This is a genomic window from Thermodesulfobacteriota bacterium (genome assembly GCA_040754335.1).
In the GTDB taxonomy this organism is placed as follows: Bacteria; Desulfobacterota_D; UBA1144; order Nemesobacterales; family UBA2774; genus 2-12-FULL-53-21.
In genome coordinates this window covers 24,771-44,444 of the sequence record JBFMCV010000001.1, presented here as the reverse complement: position 1 = coordinate 44,444, position 19,674 = coordinate 24,771, and the positions used below count along the sequence as shown (strand labels likewise).

Annotated in this window: 19 protein-coding genes and 1 tRNA gene; 10 read left to right on the top strand and 10 right to left on the bottom strand. The window is 52.6% G+C overall.

Going from position 1 to position 19,674, the window contains the following annotated elements:
* Window positions 1-376: 376 nt before the first annotated feature.
* The 7 genes from AB1598_00190 to AB1598_00160 all read left to right on the top strand — a co-directional run bounded on the left by AB1598_00190 (window position 377) and on the right by AB1598_00160 (window position 8,376).
* The gene (locus AB1598_00190; GenBank protein ID MEW6143416.1) at window positions 377-640 is read left to right on the top strand and encodes an STAS domain-containing protein; all 264 of its coding nucleotides are present in this window, start codon (window positions 377-379) and stop codon (window positions 638-640) included.
* Window positions 641-678: 38 nt separating this feature from the next.
* Window positions 679-1,344: a sigma-70 family RNA polymerase sigma factor gene (locus tag AB1598_00185; protein MEW6143415.1), complete on the top strand. Its 666-nt coding sequence runs from the start codon at window positions 679-681 to the stop codon at window positions 1,342-1,344.
* A 139-nt stretch (window positions 1,345-1,483) separates the two neighbouring features.
* Complete coding sequence (locus AB1598_00180) at window positions 1,484-1,699, top strand: zf-HC2 domain-containing protein (protein MEW6143414.1); 216 nt, start codon at window positions 1,484-1,486, stop codon at window positions 1,697-1,699.
* 205 nt (window positions 1,700-1,904) lie between these two features.
* Window positions 1,905-2,177 carry a hypothetical protein gene (locus AB1598_00175; protein MEW6143413.1) on the top strand — a complete coding sequence of 91 codons (273 nt, stop codon included), beginning with the start codon at window positions 1,905-1,907 and terminating at the stop codon, window positions 2,175-2,177.
* A 327-nt stretch (window positions 2,178-2,504) separates the two neighbouring features.
* Window positions 2,505-3,521, top strand: a complete 1,017-nt coding sequence (gene gnd / locus AB1598_00170; GenBank protein MEW6143412.1) for a phosphogluconate dehydrogenase (NAD(+)-dependent, decarboxylating) — start codon at window positions 2,505-2,507, stop codon at window positions 3,519-3,521.
* A gap of 273 nt (window positions 3,522-3,794) precedes the next feature.
* A complete protein-coding gene (locus AB1598_00165; GenBank protein MEW6143411.1) occupies window positions 3,795-6,446 on the top strand; it encodes an AMP-binding protein in 2,652 nt (883 codons plus the stop codon).
* A gap of 220 nt (window positions 6,447-6,666) precedes the next feature.
* Entirely contained in the window at window positions 6,667-8,376 is a 1,710-nt protein-coding gene (locus AB1598_00160; protein MEW6143410.1) for a cation:proton antiporter, read from the top strand.
* Window positions 8,377-8,424: 48 nt separating this feature from the next.
* Here AB1598_00160 and AB1598_00155 read toward each other — a convergent pair whose 3' ends face one another.
* From AB1598_00155 to AB1598_00120, 8 genes are all read right to left on the bottom strand, one after another.
* The gene (locus AB1598_00155) at window positions 8,425-9,312 is read right to left on the bottom strand and encodes a hypothetical protein (GenBank protein ID MEW6143409.1); all 888 of its coding nucleotides are present in this window, start codon (window positions 9,310-9,312) and stop codon (window positions 8,425-8,427) included.
* Window positions 9,299-9,721: a hypothetical protein gene (locus AB1598_00150; GenBank protein MEW6143408.1), complete on the bottom strand. Its 423-nt coding sequence runs from the start codon at window positions 9,719-9,721 to the stop codon at window positions 9,299-9,301. The genes AB1598_00155 and AB1598_00150 overlap by 14 nt, the downstream gene beginning before the upstream one ends.
* Before the next feature lie 81 nt (window positions 9,722-9,802).
* A complete protein-coding gene (locus tag AB1598_00145) occupies window positions 9,803-10,450 on the bottom strand; it encodes a hypothetical protein (protein MEW6143407.1) in 648 nt (215 codons plus the stop codon).
* Window positions 10,447-11,265 carry a DUF2092 domain-containing protein gene (locus tag AB1598_00140; protein ID MEW6143406.1) on the bottom strand — a complete coding sequence of 273 codons (819 nt, stop codon included), beginning with the start codon at window positions 11,263-11,265 and terminating at the stop codon, window positions 10,447-10,449. Before AB1598_00140 ends, AB1598_00145 begins: the two co-directional genes overlap by 4 nt.
* A 110-nt stretch (window positions 11,266-11,375) precedes the next feature.
* Complete coding sequence (locus AB1598_00135; GenBank protein MEW6143405.1) at window positions 11,376-12,833, bottom strand: lytic transglycosylase F; 1,458 nt, start codon at window positions 12,831-12,833, stop codon at window positions 11,376-11,378.
* A 311-nt stretch (window positions 12,834-13,144) separates the two neighbouring features.
* Entirely contained in the window at window positions 13,145-13,771 is a 627-nt protein-coding gene (locus AB1598_00130; protein MEW6143404.1) for an aquaporin, read from the bottom strand.
* A gap of 115 nt (window positions 13,772-13,886) precedes the next feature.
* A complete protein-coding gene (locus AB1598_00125; protein ID MEW6143403.1) occupies window positions 13,887-14,105 on the bottom strand; it encodes a hypothetical protein in 219 nt (72 codons plus the stop codon).
* Between the two features lie 32 nt (window positions 14,106-14,137).
* A complete protein-coding gene (locus tag AB1598_00120; GenBank protein ID MEW6143402.1) occupies window positions 14,138-14,578 on the bottom strand; it encodes a hypothetical protein in 441 nt (146 codons plus the stop codon).
* 623 nt (window positions 14,579-15,201) lie between these two features.
* On the opposite strand from AB1598_00120, the gene AB1598_00115 reads away from it, so the two are divergent.
* Window positions 15,202-17,916, top strand: a complete 2,715-nt coding sequence (locus tag AB1598_00115; GenBank protein ID MEW6143401.1) for a glucosidase — start codon at window positions 15,202-15,204, stop codon at window positions 17,914-17,916.
* Between the two features lie 35 nt (window positions 17,917-17,951).
* Window positions 17,952-18,683, top strand: coding sequence for a DUF72 domain-containing protein (locus AB1598_00110; protein MEW6143400.1), 732 nt, complete (start codon window positions 17,952-17,954; stop codon window positions 18,681-18,683).
* A 5-nt stretch (window positions 18,684-18,688) separates the two neighbouring features.
* Here the strand turns inward: AB1598_00110 and AB1598_00105 are convergent, their stop codons facing one another.
* Window positions 18,689-18,913 carry a hypothetical protein gene (locus AB1598_00105; protein MEW6143399.1) on the bottom strand — a complete coding sequence of 75 codons (225 nt, stop codon included), beginning with the start codon at window positions 18,911-18,913 and terminating at the stop codon, window positions 18,689-18,691.
* Between the two features lie 230 nt (window positions 18,914-19,143).
* On the opposite strand from AB1598_00105, the gene AB1598_00100 reads away from it, so the two are divergent.
* Window positions 19,144-19,380 carry a hypothetical protein gene (locus tag AB1598_00100; GenBank protein ID MEW6143398.1) on the top strand — a complete coding sequence of 79 codons (237 nt, stop codon included), beginning with the start codon at window positions 19,144-19,146 and terminating at the stop codon, window positions 19,378-19,380.
* Window positions 19,381-19,488: 108 nt separating this feature from the next.
* Here the strand turns inward: AB1598_00100 and AB1598_00095 are convergent.
* Window positions 19,489-19,564 (bottom strand) — tRNA-Asn (locus AB1598_00095).
* Between the last annotated feature and the right edge of the window lie 110 nt (window positions 19,565-19,674).

The following is a 19,674-nucleotide window of genomic DNA, read 5'->3' as shown; positions in this document are numbered from 1 at the left end:
TATGTATCTACGCATTTCCGGTTCATTAAAGTATTTTTCCAGGTCCGGTCAATGTCAATACAAACACTGCATCCGATATTACCCTATCATAATCCCTATCGCGCCGCCACGATATTTCGTGGGAGCCACCATATTTCATGGATGATAACGGGTCACTCGCCGCAGCCGGATTCGTCGCCGAATCCATAATAACCAATAATATAGAGCAGTTGGAGTCTTTTAACCGAATTTATCCAGGTTTGGCACGGTCGTTGCATTTGAATAAAACATATGGAAACGACGATTGACAGAAACATGGATGACGAGTCCGGGGAATCGAACAGCGTCGAATTTGTATAAGAAAATTGTGAATACGAGGAAGAACCGAGAAATGCTGATGATATCGAAAATTAAGCACGACGAAAAAAGCATTACCTTGAAACTGGACGGTAAGATCGAGGGAATGTATCTGCATGAACTGGAGGAAGCCTGTAAATGTCACCTCGACGGTGCGGCAAAAACCATCACACTCGATCTCTCGGGTGTGACATTTATAGACGAGGGCGGTCTCGAAGCGCTTTCGAAGTTAAAGGACGGACGTCTGAGGATAGTCAAATGCTCTCCTTTCATCAGGACATTGCTTAGCGATCTCGCGGATTAAGGACATACAAAAAAAAGACTCGAGGGAGAATCAGCATCATGAGTATGGTAAGGACCAAAAAAACTGAAGACAGGGTAAAGATGGTACAAACGACATTGACGGACATATCGAAGAGGTCGGACGAGAGCCTCGTTCACCTGATCGCGGAATACGGCAGCGAAGAAGCCCTCAACGAAATACTGAACCGCTACAGGGAGAGGATCTACCGCACGGCCCTGAAAGTGACCAGCAATCACAGCGACGCCGAGGACGTGGTCCAGGAGGTATCGCTGACGATATTTAGAAAAGCGCAAACCTTCCGCACCGATTCCAAGTTCTCAACCTGGCTGTACCGCCTCGTTACGAACGAAGCTATATCCAGGTTGAGGAAAATAAAAAGGGACAGGACCGTTTCGCTCGACGATTATATGCCGAGGTTCGAGGACGACGGACACCATGCCGAGCGGCCGGTAGTGGACTGGTCTCAGGAGGTCGAAAAACAAGTTGCGGAGAAGGAGATACAGGCGATTATCGAAAAGGCAATGCAGCAGCTTTCACCTATGGACAGGACCGTGGTGGTGCTCAGTGAAATAGAGGAGCTGACCAATCCCGAGATCGGGAAGGTCCTCGGCCTGAGCGTCCTGGCGGTGAAAGGGAGGCTCCACAGGGCGAGACTCTTCCTCCGCGCCAAGCTGGCGGTCCAGCTGGGGTATTCGGCGGCATAGTCTATAAATATCATTTACGGGAGAACATATACCGGCACCGCGGCAGAAACGAGGTAAAATTTCAAGGTAATAAAAATTCCCATAATTTTTCGGATCCCATTTTATCCTCGATACGTCTAACCGTATAAAAAGGAAAAAAATGGCCGGACGATCCAACTCGAGAAACAAAATACAAACGGTAGATACTTGCAAAGATGCCACCAGTCTGATCCTCGAATTTCTGAGCGGGGAGCTCAGCCCGGAGACCGGTTCGGAGTTCGAAAAGCACCTGCAAATATGCCCGGACTGCGTAGCCTTCCTGAACACATATAAAAAAACAATTGAACTTACAAAGAGATTTCTCCTCAAAAAATGAATAAGGCGTTTCTCGGTATTCCAAGAAATTAAAAAATGGATCTGTATTCTTATTCGCTGCGTATAATTGTATAATAAGCAGTAGTAGAAAAAATCAATATAGGGAGGTATTAAAAATGTATAGGTTAAGAGTACTTGCATTTACATTAGTAGTAGCAGTCCTTTTTTCCGGTCTTTTCACGGTCGGATCTTTTGCTCAGGAACCGATGAAGGCTACGCCAGGCAGCGTAACGGGTACCGTAATATGCCTGATACCCGATTACAAGAAAGGCACCGTTACACCCGTTATAGCCACGGGGCCTTGCAATACCCTGCCGCCCCATCAGCACGTCATTATGACGAAGGAAGGGACCGTCTACACCCTGCAGGGTCTCCAGGACGGGTTGATGAAAGTCTCCTTGATGCCCCAGAGAGAAAATGTGACCATCGCCGGGAAGATAGAGGGTAACAACCAGGGCTGGATTCTCTGGGTAGATTAATTTATAGACCTAGAAACAAGAGGGGAGATTTGAAATCTCCCCTCCCCCACAATCCATTTCTTCACCGATTACATCACTCGTTTTACAAGATTGCCGCTACAAATTTAAGCATGGATTTATACAATAAGGCTGGATGATCCGACTGTGTGATCAGCAGGTGCGTGTAAATCTTACCGGCTCCGGCGCTGCATCGAATCCCGAGATGAACCTTCAATGTCAAAGAACTGATGTGGAAGACCCGAAACGATACCGGTTGTCATAAACCGAGTCGTGCACTAAACTCTAGTGCTGAAGTGATAATTCTCACATCTCATAAAGGAGGCAATTATGCAGCTAGGTATGATCGGACTCGGCAGGATGGGCGGGAACATGGTTAGACGGCTCCTCAAGGGAGGCCACGAGTGTGTTGTATACGACAGGTCACAGAAAGCGGTGAACGAGCTCGCTCAGGAGAAGGCGGTTGGAGCCTCCTCTCTGGAGGATTTCGTAAAGAAACTCGCGAAGCCGCGGGCGGTCTGGATGATGGTTCCGGCGGCAGTAGTCGACGAAACAATTTCCGGCATAATTCCCTATCTCGAGCCGGGGGACATACTCATCGACGGCGGCAACTCGTATTACGTGGACGACATAAGGCGGGCAAAGGAGCTAGCTCCGAAAGGATTCCATTACGTGGACGTGGGGACGAGCGGAGGCGTCTGGGGACTCGAGCGCGGGTACTGCATGATGATCGGCGGTGAAGATTCCGTAGTGAAGCACCTCGACCCGATCTTCGCCACTCTGGCGCCGGGCATGGGCGACATTCCCCGCACCCCTGGCCGGGATAAAGTCGGCGGCACGTCCGAGCAAGGCTACCTGCACTGCGGCCTGAACGGAGCGGGACACTTCGTAAAGATGGTCCACAACGGCATCGAGTACGGCATAATGGCAGCATACGCCGAAGGGCTGGGGGTGCTGAAGGCCGCAAACATAGGCAAGCAGAAGAGCGAGATCGACGCCGAAACAACCCCTCTCCGCGACCCTGAGCACTACCAGTATGACCTGAACCTGCCCGACATCACCGAGGTGTGGAGGCGCGGAAGCGTCATAGCTTCATGGCTCCTCGACCTGACCGCGACCGCACTGCTCCAGGACCCCGCCCTTTCCAACTTCGCAGGACGGGTTTCGGACTCGGGCGAGGGGCGCTGGACGATTAAGGCCGCAATCGACGAAGCGGTTCCCGTGCCTGTTCTATCCACGGCGCTTTACGCGCGGTTCAGCTCCCGGGGCGATGCGGAATTTCAGAACAGGCTCCTCTCGGCCATGCGTTACGAGTTCGGGGGACACCTGGAAAAATCAGCTAAATGAAACTCTTATCACTGATACGACCCCTACGGATGCCCCCTATTCACTGCCGAGCGGGCATCCTGAATACCGGGTATCCGCGTATATCGGGTCTGCGTGTCTTATATCGTCCGTTCGGTTATGCCTGCATACAGGGCTTATGCGGGCCCACCGTTTAACAGGCATATATGCCGGAACGAATCCTTCACCCTGTCAAAGCAGATTACAATCACCTATCCGATGGAATACTTACGCTGTCTAAATTAAATTATTAGGTATGGTTTTAGGAGCTGACTGATGTTTGCGCCGCGACTCAGGCAATGGGCCGAGAAAGAACCCGAAAGGACCGCCCTCGCGTATAGAAATAAAGAAGGGGCGTACTCCCGGGTGAGCTTCCGGGATTTATACAGAAGCTGCCTCGCAGCGGAATCTAATCTCGCCGGGATGGGATTAAAGGCGGGAGACCGCATAGCCCTTTACGGAGAGAACTCGATCTCCTGGGTTATCTCCTATTTCTCGATCCACTTTCTAGGGGCGACCGTCGTACCGCTCGACTCATTATTCGGCGCGCGTGAAATTATCAACTTCCTCGATTTCTCGGAATCGAAAGCGGTGTTAACAGACCCCTCCCGCGCCGATAAACTCAGAGCAGAGCTGACCGGAAAGAGCCCCGGAATAAACGTTATCGTTATGGATGACGCAATCAGCGGACTCCCTGAAGACTTATCTATCGAGCCCAGTATACCGGAGCCCGATGACGTAATGGCTATATTATTTACGTCAGGCACCACTGGCACACCGAAAGGCGTCCAGCTGACAAACGACAACGTGCTCAGCACCGTGAAAGCGATATTGCAGTCGGTCGACGTATCGCCTGACGACAATATCCTGAATATTCTCCCGCTTCACCACGGCTATTCGTCGATCGTCGCGCTCCTGTCCCCGCTATTTGCGGGGGCTTCCGTAACGTTTTCGGAATCGCTTAAAAGCGGAGACCTTCTGGCTGCGGTCAGGGAGACCACGGTCACGATTTTCCCGGGGGTTCCCAGGCTGTTCGAGCTAATTTATAACGATATCGAGAAAAGGGTCGCTCGCCTGCCCCTCACGCAAAGGCTTATGTTCAGAAGTCTCTTTAAAATCTCGGAGCTCGGATGGAAGATACTCGGCTTGAGACTGGGCAGGATATTCTTCGGACAAATTCACGAGCCTTTCGGCGGGCAGCTCAGATTTTTCACATCGGGCGGGGCAAGGCTCGACCCGAGAGTATTCCGCGGTTTCCTCTCCCTGGGGTTCCGCATGGCCGAGGGGTATGGACTCACGGAGACTACCGCTATATCCACGCTGACTTCTCCATATAAGCCTGCGCCGGGAAGCGCGGGGAAACCTCTTCCTGGCGTCGAGGTCAGAATAGACAACCCGGACGCTGCCGGTACGGGAGAGATCTGCATAAAGGGTCCGAACATCACGGTCGGTTATTACAAGAACGAGGCCGCCACGCGCGAGCTCCTGAGAGAGGGCTGGCTTTACTCGGGGGACCTGGGGTCGCTCGACCGGGAGGGCTACCTATACATCACGGGCAGGGCGAAAGAGGTCATAGTGCTTCCGACGGGAAAGAACATCTACCCCGAAGACGTGGAGAACCTGTATAAAGAGAGCCCCCTCATAAGGGAGATGTGCGTGATACCGTTAAAATCCCCTTCCGGCAGCCTCGTCGGGCTCCGTATGGTAGTGGTGCCCGAGATGAAGGAGATACAGGAAAGGGGTATCTTCGGAGTGAGCGAAAGGATCCGTTCCATAATCTCCATGAAGGGCTCGAGCCTTCCGTCATACATGCAGATATCGGACGTGATCGTATACAACGAAGAACTGCCCAAAACAAGGCTCGGCAAATTCAAAAGAAACGAGATCGAAAAGATAGCAGAGGAGCTGAAGAGTGGAGAAGAACCTTTGCGAAAAATGACGGACGCAGAAGACGCAGAATTACTAAAGATGCCGCAATCGGCGTCGTTTCTAAATCGGTTCTCCGAGATGACCGATCTCGACGGGCCCTTTCACCCGGACGACGACCTCACGCTCGACCTCGGACTCGATTCCCTCATGCTCGTCCAGATTATGGATCTCCTTGAAAAGGAGTATAGTGTATTTATACCCGAAAGCGAAATCCCGAAGCTCCGCACAATCGGAGACATACTCAGGAAATTACCGGGACAGCGTCCTCAAACGGCGGGCGAAGAAAAAACGCCGCGTGAAGAGAGGGAAGGCGAATCTCTCGACGAGATATTTAATTTAAGAAGGGGCGTATTGAAGAGAACGGCCATGAGAGCCGTCCAGTTAATAGTCAGATTGATAGTGCTTTTGGCGTTCAGGGCAAAAATCAGGAATACAGACAAAATACCTGCAGATACCCCTCTGCTGATATGCCCCAACCACCAGAGCATGATCGACCCCATACTGGTATTCGCGCTCCTTCCCGGCAGGATGCTCGACCGGCTCCTGTTCACGGGATTCGGAGAGTACTTCGCCAGGCCTCCGCTTTCCTGGTTAGTCCGTCCGTTCAGGATAATACTCACGGGCACCGCGAGGACGTACGGGGAGTCTCTGAGGCTCGCGTCCGAAGGACTTAAACGGGGCATGTCCGTATGCATATTCCCCGAAGGCGAGCGCACGAGCACGGGTAAAGTGATGAAGCCAAGGGCAGGCGCCGGACTGTTGAGTGTCGAGAACGGAGTCCCTATAGTGCCTGTATATATCGAAGGTGCTTTAAAAACGCTCTCACCACTTAACCCCGGTTTGAGGTTCCCGACAGTGACACTCACCGTCATGGACCCGATCGAGCCGGCAAGAGGCGATCGGGAAAAGAACGAGCTATACGAGACCACCCTATCTCGATGGCTCTCCGATATGAAGGAGATGGAGGGAACACATAACACACGCCTCCAAGCTAGCTAACCGACATAAAAAATCTAAAGTGCGCGCATGCGCAATTCCTGATTGATTTACCATTAATTACCCGGCAAAATTACTCAGACGGGCAAACGGGTCCCCGTCCTTATGGGTTATCTCCCATAACCAATACACAGAAATAAAACCGGGTCCGGTATGAAAAAATATTACAGACGCTAATCCTGCCTATGCAGGGCGGTGGTTTCATTTTTTCGGAATAACAGCTATGCAGAGCCTTACACCTGACAATATTGTAATCTTCTTCCTGTCGCTCGGCTTATTGCTCGGGGTGGCGCGTGTGCTGGGGGAGCTCGCCCAGAAGCTCCATCAGCCGGCCGTACTCGGCGAGCTCCTCGCGGGCGTGATACTCGGTCCGACAGTCCTCGGAAGCATTTCGCCCGATACAAGCGCTTATTTATTTCCGCAGGACGGTCCAAGCTCTGTCGCTCTCAACGCAATCACAACGCTTTCAGTTACACTTTTGATGCTCGTTGCCGGCATGGAGGTCGACCTCTCTACCATTTGGAGGCAGGGCAGGATAGGGCTCAAAGTCGGCACCGCGGGTATGGTAATCCCGTTTTTCCTTGGATTAATTGTAGCATTAATCGCTCCGCTGGCTCTCGGCCGCGACGTAGACGCCGACCCTGTCGTATTCAGTCTTTTTTTCGCTACAGCTTTATCAATTACGGCGCTCCCCGTTATCGCCAAGACGCTTATGGACCTCGATCTATACAGGAGCGATTTCGGAATGGTGGTCATAAGCGCCGCTATATTGAACGACCTTATAGGGTGGATAATCTTCGCTATTATCCTAGGTCTCATAGGCGTCGAGGCAGGACATTCTAACAACATTCTTTTGACGATCGCGCTTACTCTGACGTTCGCAGGATTCATGCTCACAGTAGGACGCTCGCTCATTCATAGATCCCTCCCTTTTTTACAGGCTTATACACGGTGGCCCGGCGGAGTGGTGAGTTTCGCTCTCATCCTGGCGCTTCTCGGAGCTGCGTTTACCGAATGGATCGGGATCCACGCCATATTCGGCGCTTTCATAGTAGGAGTGGCGGTAGGGGATTCCTCGCACTTGCGCGAGCGTACAAGGGTAATTATCGACGAGTTCGTTTCCTTTATTTTCGCACCGGTATTTTTCGCAAGCATAGGATTGAATGTAAATTTCGTCAAACAATTCGATCTCACGCCCGTATTGACCGTATTGCTGATCGCGTGCGTCTGCAAGCTCGCGGGCGGAATACTCGGCGCAAGGTGGGGTAATATGCCTAAGCGCGACGCCTGGGCGGTCGGGTTCGCGATGAACGCCAGGGGCGCGATGGAAATAATCCTGGGCCTCCTCGCCCTGCAGGCGGGCATTATACGACCGCGCCTGTTCGTTGCACTTGTAATCATGGCCATCGTCACTTCGATGATGAGCGGCCCGGCTATGAAGCTGATACTCCGTCTCGGCAAGAAAAGGACGTTCCAGGATGCCATCTCCTCAAGGCTCTTTACACGCGAGCTGCAAGCCTTCTCGAGCCGCATGGCTATACACGAGCTTACGTCGATGGCTTGCGAAGCGTCGGGCCTGAACACGAGCGAAGTGGAAGCGGCCGTCTGGGAAAGGGAGGAGACGCTTCCCACGGGGATCGGCAACGGGGTCGCGCTCCCCCACGCCCGAATCGACGGCATCAGCAAGCCCATAGTGGCGGTCGGCGTCTCCGACACGGGTATCGATTTCGACGCGCCCGACGACAAGCTCGCGCACGTGATATTCCTCATCCTCACCCCCGTCAACGACCCGGATACGCAGCTCGAAATCACGGCCGAGCTGGCGAAGCTTTTCCGCGGATACGGAATGACTGAACGGGTGTTAAAGACAAAAAGTTATACGGAATTCCTAGCGCTCGTGAAGAGCTCGTCCGTCGAGACCCAGCCGGCTTAGCCCAACAGAAACGAACGCGGCGGAACCGTAAAGGGCATTCCGATTGTCCTACCGCATCTTTGCCAGGTATCCGTAAAAGATAATGAGGAAGAACGCCGCAACATAGAGGAACCTGACAGCCCTCCTTCCCTCGCCGCATTGAGACACGCCCATCGCGATGAGGAGCCACCCGAACCCGTCCACGGTAGCGACGGAATACGTCGTCACGCAGAATACAACGAGGAGCAAGTCCCGAAACCGCGAAATTCCGGTCTTTTCAGGTATAAGAAAAAGTAATGCGACGGCGCTCTCGATAAATACCGTCCAATAAGTGAGAATTTGTGAAACCATTATGAAACGCGCCGGCTGAACCGGAGTTTCACTCACGGAAAACGGCATTTGACCGTCTACGTGCTGACTGACGAACTGCTTCAAGCTCTCGAGCTCCCCGGCAGTCAGCCCGCCGACCACATATGCGAACCACTCGAAACGGTAATCCGTAAGCATGGCTATCCTGAAGAACCGTCCGTCCATAAAATCCCCGGACAGGAACACTTTCCATAGGACCGAAAACGCGAAAGCGAGACCGATCATCATTTTGCCGTTTAACGAGAGGCACCGTCCGGCATCGCGCGATACGGTTGCGATCGAGACGGCAAGGCACCAGTAAAAGAGTAGAAACGCGTGGTTGTCCGCGAGAGGCCAGTCGAGGAGCACCCTGGCACCCGTAAAATATGCAAGGGAAAACCAGACGAACGGGCTTCGCAGAAGTCCCGGCATCAGGAGCCCGGCGGCTGCGAGCGCCAGAGTGAAAGGGCGCACCGTCCAGCCTCCGACCGGCCGCAGCAGAAGGTCGAGGAGTGTGAGCCTTAGTGAGAGGTCGACGGCGCCCGTCCCGGCTATTTCCGAAATGTACCGTCTGAACGGCTTATCGATACTCGAATCAACGCCCGTCAAACCTGACCTCCAGAGACTTCACAATTTCTCCGGACGGACTCAGAGTTGACTTGTCGTAGTCGGTTTTCCAAACTTGTATGACTATCGATTCGAGCGGCCCTGAGTCAGGGGTCGGAATTTCCGCAAGCTCAAGCGCCAGGCCTTTGAGTCTGGAATCGGATGGGAAAGCCGCAACCTTAAGAGCCCTCTCCCGCAGCCTCTCCGGTATAACCAGCTCTCTCCTTACGCCGGGACTGAGAGCGTAGGCGTGTATGTGCCTGCTCTGCGCCGCGTCCTGGGTTGAAAACATCCCGAAACCGCCGCCCGACCAGGGGGCGAGTCCGTATGCATGGGCAAGTAGTATTTGAATCAGCGCGACCGATATGAGCAGTATTACCGGTATATAGCAGATACAGCTCTTAATACGCATGAACTTAATCATCGACCTATGCCGCTTCCAGCTTCAGATTCGGAGCAGTTCTGCAATACCAGTGGCCCGGCGGTGTGATCGTCAGTAACCCGGAGGAGCACCGACGGATACATACACCACGTCCCCGTCTTGATAAGCCTGGTTATACCAGTTCGAGCCGCATTGGTAATAAGTCACTCCGCCGACAGAGACGATCGTCGGAGTGCACGTGAGCGAGTTGAATGCGGAGATTGTCAGCGCAGTGCCTACCGCAATAACGGTCGCCGCTGCGTAAGGGTACTCAATATCATCGCCCCACTCCCAGTCGTCGTTGTATTCGTTGTAATCGTAGCGCTCTGCATACTCCTGACGGTCCTCCCGCGCTTTATCCCCATAGTCCTGCCAGTCTTCCCTTCGCTCAGTCTGGTATTCCTGCCTGTCCTTCTGAAAATCTCTGTCTCCGTCTCCATGCGTGTCTCTATAATCCTTCACCTTCGCCTGTCTGTCCGCCTGGCTGCTCCTCTGCACTTGCCTGGAGCTCGAGCGGCTCGATTGCCGGCTGAAATCGCTCGACCTCATCGAGCCCGTCCTCGCCGGTCCCTGCCTGCTAATGTTCCTGTTAGCACTCCTGTGCGCCCCTCTGCCTGAACCTCTGCCCCTCGCATAGGTCTCTAAAGCTATGCTTCCAAGAAACATGAAAATCATCATGAAAATAAATATCTTCATCAGCAATGTTTTGTCGGTTCTCATTTCTTCTCTCCCTCATTTTCCTCGGTTTTTATCTCCGCGCGCAGGACCGGCGCGAAAGCGATCTTCTGCATATTCTCCGCCGGTACGAACACGAAGAGCGAACCGGATACTTCGGGCTTGAAGTTCCAGTCCTTGAACATCGCCCTGAACTGCGGCTCTCCCGGAGCGTTTTTGTAGTCGATGACGAGCCTCATCTGTAGCGGGTCGCCCTCGGCTGCGATCCAGACCTGAAAGTCTATGTTCTCCGTCCTGAACGCCAGGTGGTCGCAAAGTACCCCGTTTATCGTCGCCTGGTCGACGAACCCTCCCGCGTAAATCTCCTTCTTCACCATCTCGGACACGTCGGTCGAGATGATCTGTCCGAGCGGGAGCGGCATCTGGAGGTCTTCGGTGAAGTAGTCTATGGCCTGGTTGATATCCCCCGGCCTCGGCACGCTCGCGTAGACGTTCTGCTCAAGGTCGGAGAAATAGATGTCCTTCCCGTCGAACACGAACACCTTCTTCGTCCCGTCCCTTGAAACTATATCCGAGCGCACCTTGTCGGGACGGACAACCGTCAGCTTATGGACACCTCCGAACTCTATCTTCTGCCCGTTCCCCTGAAGTGCGTCGTATTCCGTTTCCGCGGTGAAGCTGAATCTCCCCGCCTTGGAGAGGAATTCGAGCGATTCCAAAAGATCAGACATGGATTCGGGATCGATCCTGGGCGCGTCTTTGACCTCGACGCCCTGCTCCGTCTGTGGATATGCGGGTAAAACGAAGAAGAAAAAAAGAATGGTAAAACAGGTACATACCCTGAAAGCCTGTCTCTTCATAACACACCCCCTTTGTTAATTCTAACAAACTTTTGATCAAAAAAAACACTAAGCTAATACTGACAACCTCTACACGCATCGGCAGCGCAGGCTGGTGCACGAATCGGAAATCATTCCAACCCTTGGGCCTGCCTGACGGCTTCCTTCTTTTTATTCCGCTCGAGAGCCATCTGGTAGGCGATGTAATATTTATATATATTGCCGACATAAGTGACGGTCTCCCTCCCTATCTTGTCGGAAACCACTATGTCCACGTTCCTGAACCAGATGTCCGGGTCGAGCCCCCTTTTCTCCGCAAGCTCCCTCATCTGAGCGATCTTCCTCGGCCCCGCATTATAAGAAGCAAAGGCGAAAAGCATGCGGTCGGGGGGTTTCATATCGGGCTCGTCGAAATACCGGTCTGTCATGAAGCGGAGGTATTTGGTCCCGGCGTGTATGTTGTTATCAAGTTTATCAATGTCCGGAATGCCGACATTAGGGTCCTTTGCCGTAGACGGAAGGATCTGCATTACGCCGACGGCTCCGGCCGGGCTCCGCTTACTCTGATCGAGCTGCGATTCCTGATAACCCTGCGCGGCGATCATCAGCCAGTCGAAATCGTACCGCCCCGCATATTTCTTGAACAACTCGACCATGGAATCGAACCTTTCGCGGTCTTCCCCTTCGAGCGAGTCGTCCACCCAATCCGTGCTCCGCAGGTATCTTTTGAAAATCGTATTCCCGAAAAGCGTCCCCATCTTATGCTCTTCGATGAAGCCGTCGACTACTTTTTTGAGCTCGGGGCTGTCTTTTCTCATCATCCATGCGATACTGCCGTCCGTCCTGAGGGCGAGGTCGGGATGTAATTCCAATTCCTCAAAAATCTGAGACCAGAATTCCGATATGTGACTGTCGACAACCGTAAACTCTATTAGTCCGGCGTTCACCATCTCCAGTATGTCCTCGTCCTCGAGGTTCTCGTCTGCGGCCTTGATGATGACCGGCTTCTTCCCCGCCTTTTTCAAACTCTCGTTCAGCGTCTCAAGGCTCTCGTCGTAGCTGCTCGACATCCTCACCCAGACCTCCTGCCCGGACAAGTCGTCGAGCGTCTTTATCTCGGGGGAATCGGGTCCGGTCACAACTATTTCCCTCACCCCTGTGAAAAGAGGGGCCGAGAAATCCACCTTCTTGAGCCTGCCTTCAGTTATCGTGTAATTCCCGAGAGCAAGGTCGCCGTAACCGTTGACGAGCCTGGGTATCATCTGGTCACGGGATGTGGGGATGATAATGACGTGGATTTTCAGGTTGCCCGTTTTCAGGTCTTTATTTATTTTTTCCTCGAAGGCCTTGAGGTATTCATAGGAAGCCCCATGCTGGACTCCTTTATCCACGAAATAGAATGTCAGGCTGTAAGGTACGAGAGCGCGGATTATACGCTCTTTTTTCATCATGCCGAAGTCGCCGAACCGCTGCCTGTCCGGACGGAAGCTCCTGAAGATAGGGTTCGACTCATCGTCCTGCGCTTCCTGAAAGCCAAAATCGTCCTCTTCCGAATCCGCGGAAACCTCGGTTGGCGCAGTCTTGTCCATTTTATTCGCCGGCGGTTGAGACTCCTCCTTCCCCTTACAGGCCATCAGCGAAATTGCAGCGAGCACCAGCAAGATGAGAAATAATGCTATCGGTAATCTGACCCGGCACATAAGACCCTTTCACGTATAAGTTTATAACTCAAGAATTTCACCCGCAAGAGACTCTCGAACCCCCGGGATAGACATGTTGATAGCTTGAGAGCCAATCAGGCCGCACTTTTGAAGTCCCGTTGAAACCTCGAATAAACGAAGTGACTCTCTTGAGAACCTTGTCTATCTTCCAGCAGCCGAGGTATCTGAACTTGCTTTGATTATTTATCGTCCGGGTTGAGCGCGTTGAACACGAGCGCCGCGACGGCGCCGCCCAGGAAATTGGCGACGAGGAAGATCCATATATTGCTCACCGCTGATATTCCCATCACGGTTATCCCGAGAGCGATCGCCGGATTGAACGCCCCGCCCGAGATGGCTCCCGCGGAATAGGCCGCGATCACGACCGTAAAGCCGATGGCGAGCCCGTAGAATGAATTACCTGCGGTATTCTTTGAAGTCGCCGAGTTGAGCACAACATAAGCGAGCGCGAAGGTGAAAAGAAACTCGACGATTAACGCATATACGACGTTGGGCGTTAACGGTGCGATCTCAGGCATGCCTTTCAAATAAAGAGCGAGAAAGCCCGCAACGACCGCGGCCGCCCACTGGGCAATCATGTAGATAGGCGCGTCGGCCGAGGGACAGCGCCCTCTCATCCAGACAGCGAGAGTCACAGCCGGATTGTAGTGCCCGCCCGAGATGTGTCCGCCCGCATATACCATCACCATCAGCACCGAGCCAATCGCGAGGGGAGCCATTACGCCAGCCCCCGGCTCTATTACCGTCAAACCCACTGTCAGCACGAAGAAGAAAGTTCCTATGAACTCAACCGCATACTTTTTCATATCATTACCCTCCCTCTAATCTGGATACTGTTACGTCACCGACTGTCTCAATACACCTCGCTTACCGCCGCCCTGGTCAAATCAAACGGAGACAGTCTCTTTGCCGATCCGGGTCTCATTTGCTGATCATATATCCGGTGAGAGCCCCGGCGCCAGCGCCAACTGCCGTCCCCACCCAGAGGTTCCCGCCAGAGAGAGCGGCGATGCCGAGCCCGGCGCCCGCGCCTATCGCGCCTCCGCTAAGTGTGGCCTGCTGAGTCTTCGACATATTTGTGCACCCCGCGACGGGTAGGATTAGAGAAGCTGCCAGAATCAGATATTTGATTTTTTTCATTTTTGATCTCCTTTTTTTGAAGTCCTGTCAGCTTATTTCAAAGGCTTCCCGGCAATACCCGTCTTAATATTGGGTTTTACCATAGTCTCCCAAATCACGGCCATAACAGGCGTATCCGTCTTGTCGGGATTGTCCTGATAGAACTTATCGACCATGGCCGCGACCTGACTCATCGTCATGGGAGAATTCGCGGACGCCTCCACGACCTTCGTCACGAACGTATCCCGCTTCTGGTCGGGATATCTTTCCATTAACACCTCTTCGATAATAACGACGTGACCGGCGCCCCATATGAACGCGACCTTCGCATTCTCATCCATGGTCAGCCACTGGTCTCCCTTGAGCACGGGCATCTCCCTTTCTACGGCTTCCGCTACTGTTTCTTCCGAAGAGGCTCCCGAAGGGAAGGAGACGGCTCCGATACAGGCCACCGATAACAACAAAAGAAATTGAAACACACTCGATCTACGCATGACTACCCCTCCGCATTTAATATGATTTTTTCAACGCCATCGAAATATTCTTGTCTGTTACGCCGGAATCGGAAAGGGAACAGGAAATTGTACTGGAATTACCGATTCGGAAAATCCCGGATCGGAAAAGAATATCCGAATAGGTCATGAGAACGCGTATCTTGTGAGAGACCCCGTCCCGGCAGGCAGCACCCTTTAATTATTGTTTGCCCGGATTAACCCGATCACCCCCCTAGCATTCGGTCAGTTACAGCAAACAGACTACGGAATCCCGCTACGTATCCCCTGCTCTTTAGAAGCAATACACTCCGATTCTAGCACGTCTGATGCTCAAATGGAATAAAAATGTTATTTGTAAATAAAATATTTGCACATACGGCGGTATCTATCCTTAACCGCCATTTATGGTTACTTATTTTGATGCACTGAAGCGGAAAATCAGGCTTCGCTTAAACCCGGAACTGTTCTTTTCCCTTTAGTGGTAAATCCCGCCGGTAAATAGTATTATTTCCAGCCATAATAAAGAGAACGATGTCAGGCATTAATAATAATCGGGCAAAAAATTTATAATAGTACGAACACAGTCCGACCGGTGCCGACAGGTTATACAAAAGGAGTTTAAGGTGGACAACGCAGAGAAGAAACGCCTCGACGATTCGAGGGAGAAGATAACCCCGTGGAAGAAGTGGGGGCCTTATCTGAGTGAAAGGCAGTGGGGGACGGTGAGGGAAGACTACAGCGATACGGGCACCGCGTGGGACTACTTCCCACACGACCACGCGCGCTCACGCGCCTACAGGTGGGGCGAGGACGGGCTCGCCGGCATCTCGGACGACAAGCAGACTCTGTGCTTTGCCATTGCTCTCTGGAACGGCAACGACCCCATAATCAAGGAACGCCTCTTCGGCCTTACGAACAGCGAGGGGAACCACGGAGAGGACGTGAAAGAATATTACTTCTATATAGACAGCACGCCGACCCATTCGTACATGAAATACCTTTATAAATATCCTCATGCCGCTTACCCTTACCGAGACCTGGTGCGGAAGAACAGAGAGGCAACGAGAAACCAGCTCGAATACGAGCTGATAAATACGGGCGTATTCGACGACGACAGGTATTTCGACGTTTTCGTAGAATATGCTAAGGATTCACCGGAAGAAATTCTGATAAGCATCACTGCCGTCAACCGCGGGAAAGAGACCGCGGAGCTACATGTCCTTCCCACGCTATGGTTCAGGAACACCTGGTCGTGGTCCGAACCCACTCCCAAGCCTTCGATCAGGCAGATAAAAACAGGAAAAGAATTCACTGCAGCCGAGGCTTCCCACGAGATTCTCGGGCAACGGTTTCTATACTACGAGGGCAAAGCGGACCTTTTATTTACCGAGAACGAAACGAACACGGAGCGGATTTTCGGAACGCCCAACCCGAGCCCCTATGTCAAGGACGGGATCAACGATTATATAGTGAGTGGGAGGAAAGAAGCAGTCAATCCGCGCAAGACAGGCACCAAGGTCTCGGCTCATTATAGCCTCACGATCGCGGCCGGAGAGGAAAAGACCGTGCGCCTCGTCTTATCCGACAAATCCCCCGAGCCCGCGGGTAGAAACCCGTTCAGGGATTTCGACAAGACAACGGCCGTGCGAAAGATGGAAGCTGACGAGTTCTACGATTCCATTACCCCTCCATCCATCGATAAGGATTCAAAGAACGTGATGCGTCAGGCCCTGGCGGGGATGCTATGGACAAAGCAATACTATTATTTCGATCTCGACAAGTGGCTGCGAGAGCACGGCGCAGACATCATGACCATGAGATCCGGGAAGAGCGTGAGGAACAGGGAATGGTTCCACATGATAAACGACGACGTGATATCGATGCCCGACAAGTGGGAATACCCCTGGTACGCAGCCTGGGACCTCGGCTTTCATACTATCGCGCTCGACATGGTAGACCCCGATTTCTCAAGGTATCAGCTCGAGCTCATGCTCCGCGAGGTCTATCTACACCCGAACGGACAGATACCGGCGTATGAATGGAACTTCAGCGACGTGAACCCGCCCGTGCACGCCTTCGCCTGTCTCTTCCTCTACAATACCCAGAAGCAGCTCTACGGAAAGGGGAGCGTCGAGTTCCTGAAGCACGTATTCGACAAGCTCGTGCTCAACTTCACATGGTGGGTGAACAGGAAGGACCGTCACGGGAAGAATATCTTCGAAGGCGGATTCCTCGGCCTCGACAATATCGGGGTATTCGACCGCAGCTCGCCGCTGCCTACAGGAGGGTTCCTGGAGCAGGCGGACGGCACCGCGTGGATGGCGATGTTCTGCCAGAACATGCTGGAGATAGCCTTCGAGCTCGCGAAGTTCGACCAGACGTACGAGGAAATGGCCTTGAAGTTCGCCGAGCATTTCCTCTGGATCGCATCCGCTATGGACCGCACGGGCGAGAGCCACGACGAGATGTGGGACGAGGAGGACGGTTTTTTCTACGACATACTGAGGTTCCCCGACGGGAGCGCCGAGCGCCTGAAGGTAAGGTCGCTCGTAGGCCTCCTTCCCCTCTGCGCATCGACAGTTTACGATTATGAGACGGTAGAGCGCTTCCCGAAATTCAAGGAGCGGTTGAAAAAACGACTCGACAGGATGCCCGACCTTCTCGCGAACATACATCCGATCGCAAAAACCGGTTACGCGAACAGGTACCTGCTTTCCATACTCAATGAGGACAAGCTGAGGCGCGTGCTATCGAGCATGCTCGACGAAAACGAGTTCCTGAGCGACTACGGCATACGCTCCATCTCCCGCTACCACAGGGAGCATCCATATATATTCAAAGTGCATGGCGAGGAGTATAAGGTCGAGTATATGCCCGCCGAATCCAGCTCCGGGCTCTTCGGGGGGAACTCCAACTGGCGGGGCCCGATATGGTTCCCGATAAACATACTGATAATCAGGGCGCTCCTCCACCTCTATAAATATTACGGCGACGAGTTCAAGGTAGAGTGCCCGACCGGCTCCGGGAAATTCATGACCCTTTACGAAGCTGCCGATGAAATATCCAGGCGGCTGAAGAGCATATTTACCAGAGACGAAAAAGGAAGGAGGCCGGTTTACGGAGCGGCCGGGAAATTCCAGTCCGACCCGAACTTCAGGGACTACATATTATTTTACGAGTATTTTCACGGCGACAACGGCGCGGGCATTGGCGCGAGTCACCAGACTGGCTGGACGGGGCTCGTAGCCAAGCTCATACAGATGTACGGATACGTAACGAGTGAGCTCATTCTCGAAGTCCCCCGCGGCGGCGCAGAGGTGTATAAGAAGAAGAAATAGCATTTCAGCCGTATTATCAATAGCAAGGCCCCTTAATGGCTAAGGATAGGCACATCCACATCGGGACGTCGGGCTGGCATTACGGGCACTGGGAAGGCCCGTTTTATCCAGACCATATCAAAAGCGATAGGTACCTCGAATATTATTCGAAGTTCTTCCACACGGTGGAGATCAACAGCTCCTTTTACAGAATGCCTGACAAGGAAACCGTCCGGGAATGGCGCGACACTGTGCCCGAGAAATTCATATTCTCGGTCAAAGCCAGCCGCTATATCACGCACATGAAAAAATTAAAGGAGCCCCTGGAAGCTGTATCCTTTCTCGTAAATACGGTTTCGCTATTCGAGAATAAGCTCGGGCCGATTTTATTCCAGCTCCCGCCAAGATGGCACGTCGATGCCGAGAGACTGGAATCGTTTGTCAGATCGCTGCCCCGCAACCGCAGCTATGCGTTCGAGTTCAGGGACACATCCTGGTTCGACAAACGCGTTTACGAGATCCTCGAAAGACACAACATGGCATTCTGCATATACGAAATAGGCAGAGTTCTATCCCCGAGGATCGTCACTGCGGACATAGTCTACGTAAGACTTCACGGGCCCGACGGGCCGTACAGGGGAAAATATTCGGACCACGTGCTTGAAGGTTGGGCAGGCGCGTTTTCGGGGTGGGCGAAACAAGGCATGGAGGTATTCTGCTATTTCGACAACGACGAAGCGGGTTATGCGCCTCAGGACGCGATGAGGTTACAGGAGATGGTGGCGTAATAGCATCATTCCGATTGGTTTGCGGAATTGCTTAGCTTGGAAGTGTCAACCGTATCGGGCTTTATTTTCGGACACTGGGTGATATTGGCGGTCTCGCTCGTATTCTTCGTCTGAGTGCAGTCGAGCCTCTTCTGATAACGCAGCTCGTACTCCACAGACCTGTCCTGCTCGGATATCCCGTAACAGCTAGAGAGAAATAAAGCCAAACCCAGAATGATTATCCGCTTCATACAATCCCCTAGAGACACCTCTTCTTTATTTATCAGTCCGTATGATCCGGTCCGGAACGCTTCATTATATTACACGCGGAATCGGAATGGCGCATCCGGGATTTCAGCCGGAATGCGAACGGCTATTTTACATCGCTCGATGACATGTAGTATAATTTATTGACAATTTTATTAAATTGCGCAGCGAATCCGGTAGTATGAATCCATAATCGATTAGTATAGGAGGAAACATGGCAAAAAAGAAAGCGATAAAAAAACATACCGTGAAAGCATCATTCCATGTTCCCGTGCTGAGCAAGGCGGGGAGCTCACTCAACCTGGAAATATTCGCAAGCAAGCAGAAGCTGGGGGAATTAATTATAGGCCGGGGATCGCTCTTCTGGTACGGCAGGAACCGTCAAAAACGGAAACGCATACCATGGACCTCCTTCGCCGAAATGATGGACAGACTGGCGTACGGTGAGTAGATGTTGGAGTGTACTTCCTTTCACCGGTGATCATAGTAGTTATGAATACGGGAATATAGCAGCCGTAAGTAAAATTCAAGGGGATGCCGATTTTTTATTGAAGAAAATTGGCTCCGGCGGAGAGATTCGAACTCCCGACATGGTGGTTAACAGCCACCCGCTCTGCCAGCTGAGCTACGCCGGAACCGATTTTTATGAGTTCTGAGCCAAGGGAGAATAATTTATCCATTAGGAGTATTCGAGTCAAGGGATTCCCGTTAATTTCATATGTATAACGATCACGGCGCGTTACAC

What these genes read in the sequence shown, in the direction of transcription:
- gnd (MEW6143412.1), top strand. Translation starts at nt 2,505, where the DNA reads ATGCAGCTAGGTATGATCGGACTCGGCAGGATGGGCGGGAACATGGTT.
- AB1598_00190 (MEW6143416.1), top strand. Translation starts at nt 377, where the DNA reads ATGATATCGAAAATTAAGCACGACGAAAAAAGCATTACCTTGAAACTG.
- AB1598_00110 (MEW6143400.1), top strand. Translation starts at nt 17,952, where the DNA reads ATGGCTAAGGATAGGCACATCCACATCGGGACGTCGGGCTGGCATTAC.
- AB1598_00160 (MEW6143410.1), top strand. Translation starts at nt 6,667, where the DNA reads ATGCAGAGCCTTACACCTGACAATATTGTAATCTTCTTCCTGTCGCTC.
- AB1598_00100 (MEW6143398.1), top strand. Translation starts at nt 19,144, where the DNA reads ATGGCAAAAAAGAAAGCGATAAAAAAACATACCGTGAAAGCATCATTC.
- AB1598_00150 (MEW6143408.1), bottom strand. Translation starts at nt 9,721, where the DNA reads ATGCGTATTAAGAGCTGTATCTGCTATATACCGGTAATACTGCTCATA.
- AB1598_00185 (MEW6143415.1), top strand. Translation starts at nt 679, where the DNA reads ATGAGTATGGTAAGGACCAAAAAAACTGAAGACAGGGTAAAGATGGTA.
- AB1598_00135 (MEW6143405.1), bottom strand. Translation starts at nt 12,833, where the DNA reads ATGGACAAGACTGCGCCAACCGAGGTTTCCGCGGATTCGGAAGAGGAC.
- AB1598_00140 (MEW6143406.1), bottom strand. Translation starts at nt 11,265, where the DNA reads ATGAAGAGACAGGCTTTCAGGGTATGTACCTGTTTTACCATTCTTTTT.
- AB1598_00120 (MEW6143402.1), bottom strand. Translation starts at nt 14,578, where the DNA reads ATGCGTAGATCGAGTGTGTTTCAATTTCTTTTGTTGTTATCGGTGGCC.
- AB1598_00130 (MEW6143404.1), bottom strand. Translation starts at nt 13,771, where the DNA reads ATGAAAAAGTATGCGGTTGAGTTCATAGGAACTTTCTTCTTCGTGCTG.
- AB1598_00180 (MEW6143414.1), top strand. Translation starts at nt 1,484, where the DNA reads ATGGCCGGACGATCCAACTCGAGAAACAAAATACAAACGGTAGATACT.
- AB1598_00145 (MEW6143407.1), bottom strand. Translation starts at nt 10,450, where the DNA reads ATGAGAACCGACAAAACATTGCTGATGAAGATATTTATTTTCATGATG.
- AB1598_00105 (MEW6143399.1), bottom strand. Translation starts at nt 18,913, where the DNA reads ATGAAGCGGATAATCATTCTGGGTTTGGCTTTATTTCTCTCTAGCTGT.
- AB1598_00125 (MEW6143403.1), bottom strand. Translation starts at nt 14,105, where the DNA reads ATGAAAAAAATCAAATATCTGATTCTGGCAGCTTCTCTAATCCTACCC.
- AB1598_00175 (MEW6143413.1), top strand. Translation starts at nt 1,905, where the DNA reads ATGAAGGCTACGCCAGGCAGCGTAACGGGTACCGTAATATGCCTGATA.
- AB1598_00165 (MEW6143411.1), top strand. Translation starts at nt 3,795, where the DNA reads ATGTTTGCGCCGCGACTCAGGCAATGGGCCGAGAAAGAACCCGAAAGG.